Source organism: Photobacterium sp. 270122K, from assembly GCF_059941365.1.
Map to the genome: position 1 here is coordinate 11751 of NZ_JBPOEN010000014.1, position 14646 is coordinate 26396.

The 14646-nt window shown below is 52.9% G+C and carries 7 protein-coding genes; 4 read left to right on the plus strand and 3 right to left on the minus strand.

Annotation, left to right across the window (positions count from 1 at the left end):
- Positions 1 to 3: 3 nt before the first annotated feature.
- Entirely contained in the window at positions 4 to 1554 is a 1551-nt protein-coding gene (locus ACSF8W_RS20820; protein WP_500849026.1) for a PTS fructose transporter subunit IIC, read from the minus strand.
- A gap of 250 nt (positions 1555 to 1804) precedes the next feature.
- Here ACSF8W_RS20820 and ACSF8W_RS20825 point away from each other — a divergent pair, with 250 nt between their 5' ends.
- Positions 1805 to 3715, plus strand: coding sequence for a hypothetical protein (locus ACSF8W_RS20825; RefSeq protein WP_500849027.1), 1911 nt, complete (start codon positions 1805 to 1807; stop codon positions 3713 to 3715).
- Between the two features lie 90 nt (positions 3716 to 3805).
- On the opposite strand, the gene pbpC is transcribed toward ACSF8W_RS20825, so the two are convergent.
- Positions 3806 to 6025 (minus strand): penicillin-binding protein 1C, encoded by a 2220-nt coding sequence (gene pbpC / locus ACSF8W_RS20830; RefSeq protein WP_500849028.1) that lies wholly within the window; start codon positions 6023 to 6025, stop codon positions 3806 to 3808.
- Between the two features lie 17 nt (positions 6026 to 6042).
- Positions 6043 to 10653, minus strand: coding sequence for an alpha-2-macroglobulin family protein (locus ACSF8W_RS20835; protein ID WP_500849029.1), 4611 nt, complete (start codon positions 10651 to 10653; stop codon positions 6043 to 6045).
- A 360-nt stretch (positions 10654 to 11013) separates the two neighbouring features.
- Between ACSF8W_RS20835 and ACSF8W_RS20840 the strand changes: the two genes are divergently transcribed.
- The 3 genes from ACSF8W_RS20840 (at position 11014) to ptsP (ending at position 14527) form a co-directional block, all read left to right on the plus strand.
- Positions 11014 to 11376, plus strand: a complete 363-nt coding sequence (locus ACSF8W_RS20840) for a hypothetical protein (RefSeq protein WP_500849030.1) — start codon at positions 11014 to 11016, stop codon at positions 11374 to 11376.
- A gap of 333 nt (positions 11377 to 11709) precedes the next feature.
- Positions 11710 to 12021 carry a PTS fructose transporter subunit IIB gene (locus tag ACSF8W_RS20845; RefSeq protein WP_500849031.1) on the plus strand — a complete coding sequence of 104 codons (312 nt, stop codon included), beginning with the start codon at positions 11710 to 11712 and terminating at the stop codon, positions 12019 to 12021.
- A 16-nt stretch (positions 12022 to 12037) separates the two neighbouring features.
- Positions 12038 to 14527, plus strand: coding sequence for a phosphoenolpyruvate--protein phosphotransferase (ptsP, locus tag ACSF8W_RS20850; protein ID WP_500849032.1), 2490 nt, complete (start codon positions 12038 to 12040; stop codon positions 14525 to 14527).
- Positions 14528 to 14646: the final 119 nt, after the last annotated feature.

A 14646-nucleotide genomic window follows, 5' to 3' on the forward strand; every position in this document is an offset into this window, starting at 1 on the left:
TCCTTACTGTGCAGGTGTTGCAGCGGCAGCCGGTGCCAATGCAGGTTCGGCGTCTTTCTTCGCCGTTACGGGGCTGTCATTGGTCGTTTCTTCTACAATCGGCTTACGCCAGAAACCAATGATCAAGGCGGTTAAGGTAATACCAGCGAAGGTACACAATATCCAGGTCACGAACGGGATAGGTTGTTCGATGTAACCGACAAATGTGCCCAAGGGTGAACCGATACCGCCGTAGAATTTCACATCAAAGAAGCCGACTAAACCGCCAGCCAGTGCTGAACCGGCCACACTGGCGGTGATCATCTGTAGTGGGTTAACCGCTGCAAATGGGATTGCCCCTTCTGTGACGCCCACAATGCCCATACCAAAGGCGGATTTTGCGGAGATTTTCTCTGTTGCGGTGAATTTGTTTTTAAACAGCATGGACGCCAAGAAGATACCTAATGGCGCCACGGAGATCGCTGCCTGCGCTGCGGTACCCGGCACAAAGTTCGCCCCTTCAATGCCGTATTTCGCGACCGTATCGGTAAACACTGCCGTACCGAAAATCAGAGCGGTTTTGTTTACTGGGCCACCAAAGTCAAAACCAATCATCGCACCGATGATCGCACCAATAATGAAGGTCGATGCAGAATAGGTGTTGGTCATCCAGGTCAGCCAGTCATACATTGATCCCATGCCAGAGGCGATAGGCCCGCCGATCAGGTATTTCACAACAATGGTGATAAAGAAAACGCCAATCAGGGGCAGGATCATGATCGGTACCAACGGCTGAACAATTTTCGGCCACTTGATCTTTTTCAGTGCACGCATGAAATAACCGACAATGAACGCCACCAAAATCGCCGATAGGAAGCCGCCGCCGGTTTCTGTGCCCAAGAAGGCCGGGTCGTTCGCAATATAGGCGCCGATCATCGCTGGGGCGATGGCAGGACGAGACGCAATGGAGTTAGCCACGAAGCCCGCGAAAAGAGGGATCATCAAGGTGAAGCCGACTTTACCGACTTGGAACAGGTGATACATCAAGTCGCCAACGGGGTCGCTGCGGTCAAAGCCCCACGCAACCATGCGGCCTAAGTCATCTTTTTGGAACGCGAAGATATTGGCGATCGCCAGCAACAAACCGGCTGAAATCACCATGGGTACCATGTAAGAGATACCGCTCATGATGTGTTGAATGAATCCATTTTCACTGGATTTACCCAGTGTAATGTTGCCTACCTCTGTGCCTTTACCGCCGAACACCGTGCCATCTTTTAGCGCCAGTTCCACCAAGGCATTGGCATCTTTGATCGCTTCTTTCGGACGGGTTTTGTACACCTTTTTGCCGACAAAGCGGTTCATTTCGATTTCAATGTCAGAGGCGATGATCACCACATCTGCCGCTTCAATGTCCGCGTCCGTTAAGATATTTTCAGCGCCAATTGAGCCTTGTGTTTCGACTTTAATCTTAAAGCCGTGCTCTTCCCCAGCCACGTCAAAAGATTCTGCGGCCATGTAGGTGTGGGCAATCCCGGCTGCACAGGCGGTTATTGCAACAATGTTATGACTCATTCAATCGTTCTCCAGATAAGACAACCATCCATTTGATGGTGTCTATTTTGTTAATTTTTTCACTAAATGAATGAGATCGCAGACACAAAACCAAAATCACTGAAAAAATTTACACAACGCAGTGCACAAAAATGGAAGATTGTGACCATCCCCTCACCCCGCAGTTTCACCCTCTTCATAACTTCACCAACTCAAGGCACTGATCTATAATGTAATTCCTATTTTTTGTTCATGGATGACCGCTTTACTCATGGGTAGTATTGAAATTGCTGTGCGTCAGGCACGGCGGATTGAGTCCACGTTAGTGGCGCATTTCGGCGCGGAAGGTCGCGGCCTGCATGAAAAAATTACCAGCATTGAAAGCCAACTACCGGCATCGCTAATCAAGCCACTGCGCCGCATCGGTACCATTCGCAATAAAGCGGTACATGAAGAAGGCTTTGAAATCGATGATATTGCTGCGTTTGAGCTACAGTGTGATGCGATCATTAACCAACTTGAAACGTATGTACGTTCGCAGGCAGAACAAACGCACGCGCAAGCTCAACCGGCACAAAAACATACCGCCTCGAACCGGAGACAATCTCGCCAACATGATACAGGGCGTCCTTGGGGAAAGATGTTAATCCTCTGCGCACTGATCGTTGCTGGATATCAATTGTTTGCACGTGATAATACGGCCACACAAGCGAAGATATATTCGGCGCCGGTGGCGATCCCTGCTTCACCCACCCCGGCATTAGAAACTGAACAACACTCAACGCAGACGGCGAATCAGACCGCCACTGTCACAGCCAATCCCTCCGCCGCCACGACCTCAAATAAGAGCAGTACCACACATGTCACGCTAAAAGCAGGGACGTTGATGGAGAAAGCCAAAGAGGGAGAAAACGCGATGCAATCAGCCCAAGCGGCGATTGAGAGAAATGTGTTGCACCACTTGCTGACCCAGACCCAATTGCAAATGGGGGAAATACAAATCAAGTCGAACGGGCAGAGCAGCGTGGACATTTGGGTTCCGGTGCAATGGCAAGCCAGTAAAGAGACGATGGTGCAGACCCTGAACCGCTACTTCTGGGATTACAGTCAAAAAGCGCTACACGCTGGCAATGTCGATTTTAGTGATCATATGGGCGGCAAGAGCAAAGGGATCAAAATCCGTGCTTATGCCAATCAAGGTGATAAACAAAAAGTCCCTTTCAGTGACGATCTTTATCAATGGCTGGTCAGTCATCAACTTCAATTAGTGGCTGAGTTTGGCGGACAAAAAAGTGCCATTACACTCGCCTCCGGCCGACGCTGTTCGGTATCTTGTAGCGGTAAAGGTACCAGCCAATTTCAGATCCATTATGACTCTGGCCGTGCTAACGCTCCTCTCATGATGCGTCATGACACCAATCCTATCGTGATCCGCAATGCCCCCATTTCGGCGCTCAAACGAGGCGGCGATGTGACGGTAAGACTGGCACTGAGCCGTGATGGACGTCCCGTTTCCGGACCTACGCCTCACAAAATCCAGCGCACATACCCTGGGGAGAGGCTCACCCAAATGCATCATGATAATAAGCAAGCCATAGAACAAGCACGCACTCAACTGAGCAACGATGTGATCCAACATATTGTTGATCATACCCAAATTACGTTAGGTGAGGCCTCTGTACAGCCTAGCGGTAAAGGACGTTCCGATATCAGTATCCCAGTCAGTTGGACGATGGATGACAAGCCCATCTTGGCGGCTCTCAATGCCTATTTCCATGATTACAATGACAAGCCGTTTACCCGCCAGAAAGTGGATTTCAGTGACCACATGGGGCAACGGGCATGGGGTGTCAAAATAAAGCGCTACTCCAATCAGGACGACCAACAAAAGACCGTCTTCAGCGAAACGCTTTTTAATGAACTGGTCGCTGAAAAACTACGCTTAACCGTCGCCGTAGGTGATTATCAATCCCACCTCACTCTGGCAACCGGTATGCGCTGCTCCGTCTCTTGCTCACCCAATGGGGATAGCCAATTCCACATCCAATTTGCAGGTAAGCCGGGCGAAAATAACCGTATCGACCGTTACAAAGAAAACAATCCGATCATCATTAAGAATGTACCGGATGCAGTACTGGCTCAGGCAACAACCATCAATGCGTTTGTCACTCGCGTGCGCTGAGCGGCGCTATCATTGGTAAGCCGCTATAAAAAAATGACAGGCCGCCTAACAGGCGGCCTGTCATTTTTTCTTTTTCATCACTCACTGTCATTACCGCCCATGCACCCTAATCGTCTTCACATCGCACTGGCCGTGTAAGCAGGCGCTTACCGTCACTTGCCCGCTGTAATCCGCCAAGGTCAGTACATCCTCCGTGTACGGCTGATGATTAACATACCACACCACGTCTTTCGCATCGGTATTGGCCACCAGCGGTAGCTCGGCTAACTGATCCGTAAAGTAATGCTGTCCCGATTTAATATGCTGGATTTCCACGGCCTGCGGGGTTGCCCCACCGGCGGTACGGATCCCTTTCAGGTGTTGCCAGTTGGCCAGCTGAGTCGGCCATACTATGGCATCCGCCGATGCCCAGCCCGATGTATTCATCGCCGAGCGCATAAATTGGCCATCCGTTTGTAAAGTGGGCGGGGTAATCCCCCGCACCGTGTACGCGTCTTTTTGGATCGCACACTGGCCGTGCGGGGTGGCCGCCTTGGCTTTGCCACCCGGCCAACAAATAGTCTGCTGAACCACATCTTGTGGGCGACGCACGGTATGCTGATCACGCGGCAGCTGATCAAAAGTATCAAACATTAACGGGGCGGCTTGTGTCGCCCCCAAATAGCCGACCACCGGACTGGCATCAGGACGACCAATCCACACCCCCACGGTGTAATCAGGGCTGACACCCACAGACCAGAAATCGCGATAGCCGTAACTGGTCCCGGTTTTCCACGCGATTTGGCGGCGAATGGTCGGCACCACCCGATCCGGCGCGGTGATTTCACTGAGCGTTTTATAGATGATCCAACTGCTCGCAGGAGAGAGCAATGTGGGAGCGGCGGTCTTTTTTTGAGGAGTCTGTTGAGGAAGCCGTTGAGGAGACTGATACCCCGATTGCCATACCGTGCGCAGCGGCTGCACCTGCCCGCCTGTCGCCAATGACCGATATAAGGTCACGAGGGTCAACAAGTCAGTGCCTGTTCCCCCTAATCCTACGGATAAATTCGCCGCATCATGATGAAACGCAATCCCGGCCTTTGCCATGACCGCATCAAACGTGCGTGGGGTTAAGGCATGAAACACTTGGATCAACGGGATATTCAATGACTGTTTCAGCGCTTCATCCATGCTGATCGCCCCTTGAAAACGGCCGTTCAAATTACGCGGTTTATAGCCTTGAAACACCGACGGTATGTCACTGAGTAAACTGGCCGAGTGGATCAGGCCGCTGTCTAAGCCCATGCCATAAATAAACGGCTTCAAGGTCGAACCCGGTGAACGGATGGCACGCGGCATGTCCACATGCGAGAAACGGGTAGGATCGGTAAAATCCGCCGTGCCTTGATACGCGATGATCTCGGCCGTCTGGTTATCCACCACCACCACCGCGGCAGAGCTTTTTACCGGCAACTGATGACTCAGCAACGACAATAAGCGCTGGATACGCTGCTGAATGCTGTGATTGATGGTGGTGTGAATGACATCGGCCTGCGGCGAGGCCTGTTTAAGATGACGACTCAGTAGCGGTGCCAGTATCGGCCGTTGATGCAGGCGCAGTCCCAACGGTTCGTTCGTCAGAAAATGCAGACTGCGCGCATCCAGTATGCCGCTCTGTGCCAAACGGTGTAACACTTTATTGCGCATCGCTTTGGCGCGATCTGGGTAGCGATCAGGCCGGTTATAGGAGGGCTTTTGCGGCAACACCACCAGCAAGGCAGCTTCCGATTGGGTCAGCGCCTTGGCCGATTTACCAAAATAACGCTGCGAGGCCGCTTCAACCCCTTGCAGGTTGCCGCCAAACGGCGCGAGGTTAAGGTAAAAGGCGAGGATCTCATCTTTACTGTAGGTCCACTCCAACTGCAACGCGCGGAAGGCTTGCTTGATTTTACCGCTGATCGACCGCTGATGCGGATCAATCAAACGGGCGACTTGCATGGTTAAGGTTGAGCCGCCGGAAATGACTCGGCCATGATACAGCCATTGCCCTGCCGCACGCACAATCGCCAACGGATTGATCCCGGGGTGCGAGTAAAACCAACGGTCTTCATAATCAAGCAACGCGGTGAGATAAAACGGGGTGACTGCCTCAGTGGTGATGGTATAACGGCGCACCCCTTGCTTGTCAGCAAAGGCGCGTAAAATCTGCCCGTCACGGCTCACGACCACCGTCGCGGGACCGTGCGGGTAAATAGGGGGCAAGGGATAGCACACATTGAGTACCGCCATCAGCAAAGTGATGGCGCACACCGTTGCCAGTGTGCCCTTCATGATCGTCGTCGCCCGTTTTATGGAGCCACCACAATGCTGTCATCCCCTTTCGCTTGCCAATAAACGGCATGTTTTTCGGGGGTGTACATGCTTTCCATGAACATCGGCGGCACCGTGTACTGCCCCGGCACTTCCGCTCGGATCAAGTAGGCAAAGGTATACTTGGCCCCTTCCGAAAAGCGTTGTGACAACACAAAGCGATCGTTGCGGTATTCCACATGATCCGGCGTGTCGAGCGAGAAGCCTTCTGGCATCAAGGTCTGCATATCAAACCCTGCGGTTAAGCGTGGGTTTTCCAACACAAAACCAGCCGGAATGCGCTCAACCATTAACCCATCAGGTACACCTTCATTGAGGTTCACTTGCAAAATCACCAGTAAGCGATCGCCCACTTTCACCGTGTTACCCGTAAACGGCTGCCCGTCTAACTGGTAAAGGCTGCGTTTAAGGAAGTTAACCTTCAACGTATTGTCAGGGTTCTGACGGTTAGAGACGGCTTTATTGGCCTTCGCATACCCGGTGGCTTGCAGGTTAACGTACAGCGGGAAGTCATTCGGGTTCGACAGGGTGATCCCCGGCAATACCGCGACTTCTACGCTACGGATCTCTGTCAGCGCCTTACCCGCAATGTTTATCGAGATCGGCTCGGCTTTATTGCGCGCTTCCGTCACGATCGCCGCTTGCAAGAGTGCGCCTCGCTCTTGGGTACTGAACCACGACTCACTCGCCTGCTGATCGATCACGCTTTCCAGTAAGGTGGCTTGCAGACGGGTCGCCGCGTCGTTAAGCACCGGCATCACGGTCAATGTGTCTAACACCGACACCGCTTGGGCGTTATCACGCAGCACTGAACCGTAGTCATCCATGTAGTGACGGTGACGCTGTATCGTCTTGGCCTGTTTCAACATGGTTAACGCTTTACTGTGATCGCCCACTTGCGCATAGCTGGCCGCCATGTGCAGGTAGCTAAGCATAGACGGATACGTTTCAATCGGTAAGGCTTCTAATTGGCTCCAACGCACCTTGCCTTGCGCCGCCAACACATACGCCGCATACGCTAATGCACTGTTTGCCGCTTCCACGTTGTTCGCCATGCTCTGGGTATACCCCGGGTAGTTAAGGTATTCCTCTAACCGTGACAGCGCACGGGTACGCATCGCCTCTGGCACCGTGCCGGCATATGCTTTCTCAACCTGTAGCAAAAAATCTGTGACATAGGCGGTTAACCATAACTGCTCTTGCCCTTCGCTGCGCCACAACGCAAAGCCCCCCATGGGCGTTTGCATCGCTTTCAGTGCCATTACGGCTTGATACAACACCGCTTGATCACTCGGCGGTGTGCTTCCTGTTGCGATTGAACGCCCGATAGCGCTGTCTTGATAGGCTTGCGTTTTAAAGGTCGTTAATGCCGGGTGCGTGTACAAATACGGCAACGCCTTGCTGGTGGTCTGCTCGGCACACCCGTACGGGTAACCATACAAAGCACGGGCCTGATCAGCCACATTCAACAACGGCGTTCGACTGATCAACGCATGGCCTTCTTGGCCTGCCACCGTCTGAAGTCCTTGCCACTGCGCGGCAGTGATCGCTAACGACTGTGCAGGCTTGATCCAATGGCGACTGCCTTTGCTGACCCAAGGCGTGACGTGTTTTACCGGCACCGTCCAGTCACGGGCGATATCTACCGTGTCATTACTGACCTGCAACGCAAAGAGTACGCTACGCGCATCGGTTGTTTTACTGAGCGAGAACGGCACGCGGTAACTGACATGTTGGCCATCTTCCAGTGTGACGGACGCAGGCATCGTTGGTGTGGCGGCATCTGTCTTGCCTTTCGGATCGAGCGTCACCCCTTGACGGCTGCCTACACGCAAGGCCAAGGTTTGTGTTTCACCACTCACATTGTGCAGATCCACCGTCACGCTCGCGGCATCTCCCGGCACCACGAAACGCGGCACGCTCAATTCTGCGACCACAGGGGCGGCAATGGTGGCATCATCCACCGCGATCCCGACTTGTGTGCCGTTATACACGGTGACAATCACTTGGCCTTCGCCGTTGTAGTCCGGCATATCAAACATCACCTCCGCGCGGCCATCCACGACCTGCACTGGGGCTGACATCAAAATCACGGTTTTACTTTCAACCACGTCGTCGTTTTTATTGTCCGTTTTGCTCATGGCATCACTACCAAACCGCGATTGTGCATACGGGTTCGGGCGCAGATCGTACAAGCGCGAATACAAATCCACCACATCGGCACGGTAGCGACGTTGGGCAAAGAAGTAATCAAACGGGTCTTGCGGCATGAAACGGCTAAGGTTGATGATGCCTTTATCGACAATCGACACCGTGACCCACGTATTGTCCGCTTGTTCAGGTGCGATATGGTTGACAGTGATCGGGATCGACAGCGATTCGAGCGGGCGGATCACTTCGGGCAACGCGGCATGCGCGGTTAAGCGGCGGTCATCCCGATCCAGCGTCACTGGCACGATGCCAAAATAGCGTTTCGGGGTATTGGCTTGCTGGCCGGTCAGGGTGGCGGTCAGATAAATGTCGTGACGTGCCAAGTCTTTTGCAATCGGTACGCGGACAATGTGCTTGCCCTTTTTCACTTTCACACGGGTCGACCACTCACGCTGATCGGTTTCCAGCGTCACCAGCATGCTGCCCGCTATCGGCGCGGTGATCGTGGCTTTGATCGACTCGCCCGCCACATAGCTTTCCTTGTCCAGTTTAATATCAGCGTGTTCTGGCTTGGCTTTGAGCTGCTCGCTACCTTCATACCAGCCGGCATAAAAGGCGTAACTGCTCGACATCTCAGTGGCGGCATCGGTCACCGTGATACGGTAATCGCCCCACGACACCGGCAAAGACAACACACCGGTTTTGCCGTCTGCTACCGTCACGGTCTGTGTCGCCACACGACGCCAGCGATCTTGCTTCTTGCGGCTCCAGCCAACCCCTTCCTCATACAACCAGTAGTAATCCCCTTGGTCGTAATCCATCGTCACGGTCAATTCGCCCGCCAGTAAGGCTTTGCCATCGGCACTGATCAACCCCAACGCAAACTCGGCATTCGAATCATATCCCACGTTGTCAGACGCGGGTCGGATCCCCGGCACGGCGGCATCTTGCCACGTCACATAACGCAATGAACGCTGCACCGCGGCACCACCGGCTTCCAACAAGGCAAAATTCGCCGTGGTCGCCACCGGACTTTTCAGCGCCGCTTTTTCTGGGGTCGGTAGCAACACAGTCACTTCCCCTTGCTCAGACAAGGTTTGGCGATCACGGGTTTCGTATACGTTGTCGAGTTGCTGTGGATGGCCGACATAGAACGCCTCAAACGGCCCCGGTAAATGCTGCACTGGCTGGTGGATCAAATCTGTCGTCAGCACATTTCCTGCCGCCGGACTGCCGAACAAGTAGCGGCCTTTCATCATCATCAGCACGTCTTTGCCGGCAGTCACCAAAGGAGACGGCGCGGTAAAGGTGAGATCCATGCGCTCAGGCACAAACTCTTCCAGCTCAAAAAAGAAACGGCTGATCGGCTTTTTCGCGCTCGGATCCAACCGCACATCCACTTTGTAACGGCCGGTCATCCAACTGGAGGCGGTCTCAAGTTCACTGAAAAAATAGCCAGCCGCTTGCGGCTTGAGTTGGCGGGTTAATATCACTTCATTGAGCGGATTAAGCACATGCAATGTCACGGGCATATCGGTAATGGCCTTGCCATCTTGATCACGCAACAGCACATTCACTGGCAACGTTTCACCCGGTTTCACCAAATCTCGGTTACTGTAAATCAGGGCTTCCATGGCTTGGTAGCTGCGGCCGCCGACCGCATGATCAGACAAATCCAATGGCACTTCACGTAACGGCAAAATACCGATATCCGCCGGTTGTTCACCGTGAGCGTTAGCGCGTACTACCACCACATCGGTCGGTTTCACCGCCATGTCAAACACCGCCAACCCTTGAGTATCAATGTTCACAGTTTGATGGCGCTTATGGTCGCGATACAGTTCAACCACCCCCTCGCGAATTGCGGCACCATCAGAGAGCCACGCCATGCTGAACACGGCTTGCTTATCATACAAACGCGCCTGAATCCCCACATTAGTGAGCAACATATGCTTGGCTTGGATTTCATAGAAACTGCCAGGCGCTTTCAGCACCACCACGTACCAACCGGAATCAAACGTATGCGGGATCGGCAAGCGGGCGGTAATGTGCGTATTCACCGCCCCCGTCGGTAACGTGAAACGATCAGAAAACACGCTTTTATAGGCATGCTTGAGCTGCTCCAATGTATAAGGCGAGGGGCTATCCAGCAGGTATTGCTGATTCAAAAAGGTGTCGGGATCGGTGATCTGTAAGATCTCCACATCCACTTCCGACAAGTTCATCGCCGTAATGGGGATCGACTGGCTGTGTGATCGCGGCACCAGCGGCCCCGTACCCACAAACGCCACCTCTGGGGTTTGCAAGACGGTGGTCTCGGCTTGAGTTTCGGATTGCGTCACAGATGGGGTCGCGGTGCTGATCGATGAATACAGCGTCAATAAAAAGAGCCACAAAGCAGTATAAAACCACCTTACGGTCGTCGACAGCGTCGGCATGGACATTCTCCTTGGTCCTGAGTGGGTCGTGCATTCCTTGAATAGGTAAACCGTGCGTGCAAAGCCAAATGCAAACCGCGTGTTGTCATCACGCCGATAAAACACATTCGGTAAAAATAGGGTGTAAAAAATGGGATAAGTGATAAATGGCACGCACGGGTATTCGCTATTATCCTGAAAGAAACGACGACGGTGATACGCTAACCGTACTATCTTTCGACTTAACCCGCATATTTGTGTGTCATTTTTTGAGCGATACGGATATGTCTTGCAAATTGCCTCACGAAGTGTGAATTCCATTGAATCCTGCAACCGAGTTATGCCACTATCATGAACGGTTGCACATCATACAGGGAGTCCATGATGACACTGATCCAAGCTGCTTTAACCGTTCCTGCTCACATGCTGCCGGGGGGCATACACCCGCAAGCCGGCACGTTTGGCTTTAAAGAACTCATCAGAACGCGCACCGAACAAAACACCCCCGTCGACCTCGTCACCTTTACCTTTTCGTCTCCTCAAGCGACAGCTAATGAAGACCGCTTTGATCAAGCGCTCGAACATTTTCTCTGGCATCTGGCCAAGGGCACACCGTATCAAGTGGATAAATCCTTCAGTAATCCCGCAGCGAACGAATGCCAAAGTTACCATTATCAAGATAATGCATTGACCATGCGCCGCACCCCATTGCGCGACATTCTATCAACGCATGCCGCATACTGAGTCGCTCAGTCTGCCTTCAGGTCGTACATACACCGGCCTGCGCCTTAAAAATGCTAATCACAGGGGTGATATACTCATCACGGTCACCCTCACCCCTGATGTTTTACACGCACGTTTCCCCCTCACATAAGCCGGCACGTCACCGCAACATCGTGGTTTTCAGCCATTTCTTTTCTTCTTCCCGCCTTTCATGCGGTCAGACGGTGGTGATCCTTATCACGCTTGCGACGGTACGTTACAAATATCCAGTAAAGGGTTGTTTTCTCTTCTATCTCCCCCCTGTACATCCTCCTATATTGTCAATCTAAGGACTTCCCTGACAGGAGAAAAACAATGAGAGTGATTGCAATTACCGCTTGCCCTACAGGCATCGCACATACCTACATGGCTGCCGATAAATTAACGGACACCGCCAAGAAGCTGGGATTTACCATTAAAGTGGAAACCCAAGGTGCAATGGGGATCGAAAACCGTCTGACGGAACAAGATATTCAGCGTGCCGACATCGTGATTTTGGCCGCCGATATTCGTATCGAAAACCATGAACGCTTTGCCCAGCATCGTTGTTTGGAAGTGACGATTCAGGATGCGTTGCAACACCCTCGTCGTGTCTTTTCTCAATGTCAGCAACTGTTAGCACAATAATTACAAGGCAGTGATCATGAAACACGAACTCTCTTTTCGCTGTGCACTCCCTAATGGTATTCACGCCCGCCCGGCGAGCCATCTGGAAAAGGCCTGCCAGCCATTCCAGTGCCAAATTACCCTGATCAATCACCGTAATAGCAACCGTGGCAACGCCAAAAGCGTACTGGCACTGGTCGGCACCGATACCCTCTTAGACGATGACTGCACCCTGTTATTTGATGGCGCAGACAGCACAGAAGCACTGGCCACCTTGCAGCACTACATCAACGATGTGTTTCCACACTGTGATGAAACGTTAGCTATCGCCAGTGAAGACGATACCGTGATCCTGCCACAATCTTTGACCCGCTTAGCCCCCACATTGTTGCACGGCACGCGCCTAGCACAAGGGATCGGCCACGGCACGCTGGTGAACTTCCAGCACGTCGATTTGGCGCGTTTTTCCACACCGGCACAAGGCGATGAATACGCCCGCTTTACCGATGCGCACCAAACCGTCAATGCCAACCTGACACAGGCCATTGCTCAAGCCAGCGTCCATGAAAAAGCCATTTTAGAGGCGCACTTAGCCATACTGCAGGACAGCACACTGATCGATGGTGTGACCGCCTTACTCGCGACACATTCCATGGCCGATGCCATTCTCGCCATGGTTGAGCAACTGTCCGCCCAACTGCAACAGTCTGCCAGCGTTTACCTGCGCGAGCGTGTCCTCGACATTCGTGATATGGCCACCCAGTTACTGATGGCCGCCTACCCACACGTTGCCTGTCAACGCGAGTTTGCCCTGACCGAAGCCAGCGTTGTGATCGCGAACGATTTAACCCCCAGCCAATTTTTAGGCTTAGACAAAACCCTGCTGCAAGGGTTGATCCTAACGCACGCAGGCAGTACCTCTCACACGGTGATCCTTGCCCGAGCATTCAACATTCCGACCTTGTCAGGGATCGTGTTGAGCGAGTGCATGAACGCCCTGAATACGCCGGTCTATGTCGACGCACAATTGGGTGTCATGGCCATTGAAGCCAATGAGGGGGTACAACATTATTTCAACCGCGCCTTACTGCTGAAACAACAGCAGCAAACACGCCAACACGCCTTTGCTCTGCAACCTGCACGCACCCAAGACGGGCATACGCTGGAAGTCGCGGCCAACATTGCGTGTGCGTTAGAAGCGAAAACGGCTTTCCAGCAAGGCGCGGAAGGTATCGGCCTGTTCCGTACCGAAATGCTGTTTATGGATCGCCCACACGCACCGAATGAAGACGAGCAAGTGCAACACTACCGTGATGTGCTACAAGCGGCGAACGGCAAGCCCGTGATCATCCGTACCATAGACATTGGTGGTGATAAACCGATTGAATACCTGAACCTGCCGGAAGAGAACAACCCGTTCTTGGGTTACCGTGCCGTACGCATTTACCCGCAGTTCTTGCCCCTGTTCCATACGCAGTTGCGTGCGATTTTACGCGCCTCTGTGCATGGCAATGCCAAAGTGATGATCCCGATGATCCACAGCATCGAGGAAATTCGCTGGGTGAAAACCCAACTGGCGATCGTCAAGGCCGAATTAGACAAGGCCGGTATTGCGTACGATGCCTCCCTGCCAGTGGGGATCATGGTCGAAGTGCCGTCGGTGGCTTTCATCATCGATCAGTTCTGTCAGGAAGTGGATTTCTTCAGTATTGGCTCAAACGACATGACCCAGTACCTGCTGGCGGTTGACCGTGATAATGCGCAAGTGGCGCCGCTGTACAACAGCTTGTCACCGTCGTTCTTGCGCATGCTGGGGCAAGTGGTCAGCACGGCGCATCAGCATGGCCGTTGGATTGGTCTGTGTGGTGAGCTGGGGGCAGATACGCGCGTATTGCCGTTATTGGTCGGCGCAGGGCTGGATGAAATCAGCATGAGTGCCCCGAAAATTGCCGCCACCAAAACCGCCCTGCGCGAGGTGGACTTTACCCAGAGTCAGCACCTGTTCGAGCAGGCATGCCAGTGCGCAACCATTGCCGAGGTGAATGCCTTACTTGATAACGCGCAGCGTGAACAAGCCAGCAAACCGTTACTGGACGTTGAATGTGTGTTTACAGAGGTCGCCTATTCCAGCAAAGAAGAAGCGATTCAGGCATTGGTCGGTAACCTTGGCGTGACCGGTCGTACGCATGATATCTACAAACTGGAAGACGATATCTGGGCCCGAGAAGCGGTATTCTCAACCGGGCTTGGCCATGGGTTTGCCATTCCGCACACCAAGTCGGCCAACATTGTGCATTCCAGCATCAGCATCGCGAAACTGTCGTCACCGATTGATTGGCAGTCCGATTCTGGCGAGGTGGATTTCATTATCATGCTGACGCTGAACCACGAACAAGGTGATCAGCACATGCGTATTTTCTCTAGCCTCGCCCGTAAGCTGATCCACCCTAGCTTCCGTGACAGCCTGAAAGCCTGTGACAGCGGCGATGCGGTGATTGCATTACTGCAGCAAGAGTTGCCGCTGTAACCACGGACGTTAAGTCCCCGAAACAAACAAAAACGGTCGCCGTGAATTCCCTCCACGGCGACCGTTTTCCCTCTTATCTATCATCAACTGCCATAAAACATCAACTGCCATAAAAACCA

Coding starts and splice junctions, on each gene's coding strand:
- ptsP (WP_500849032.1), top strand. CDS start 12,038: ATGAAACACGAACTCTCTTTTCGCTGTGCACTCCCTAATGGTATTCAC.
- ACSF8W_RS20845 (WP_500849031.1), top strand. CDS start 11,710: ATGAGAGTGATTGCAATTACCGCTTGCCCTACAGGCATCGCACATACC.
- pbpC (WP_500849028.1), bottom strand. CDS start 6,025: ATGAAGGGCACACTGGCAACGGTGTGCGCCATCACTTTGCTGATGGCG.
- ACSF8W_RS20840 (WP_500849030.1), top strand. CDS start 11,014: ATGATGACACTGATCCAAGCTGCTTTAACCGTTCCTGCTCACATGCTG.
- ACSF8W_RS20825 (WP_500849027.1), top strand. CDS start 1,805: ATGGGTAGTATTGAAATTGCTGTGCGTCAGGCACGGCGGATTGAGTCC.
- ACSF8W_RS20820 (WP_500849026.1), bottom strand. CDS start 1,554: ATGAGTCATAACATTGTTGCAATAACCGCCTGTGCAGCCGGGATTGCC.
- ACSF8W_RS20835 (WP_500849029.1), bottom strand. CDS start 10,653: ATGCCGACGCTGTCGACGACCGTAAGGTGGTTTTATACTGCTTTGTGG.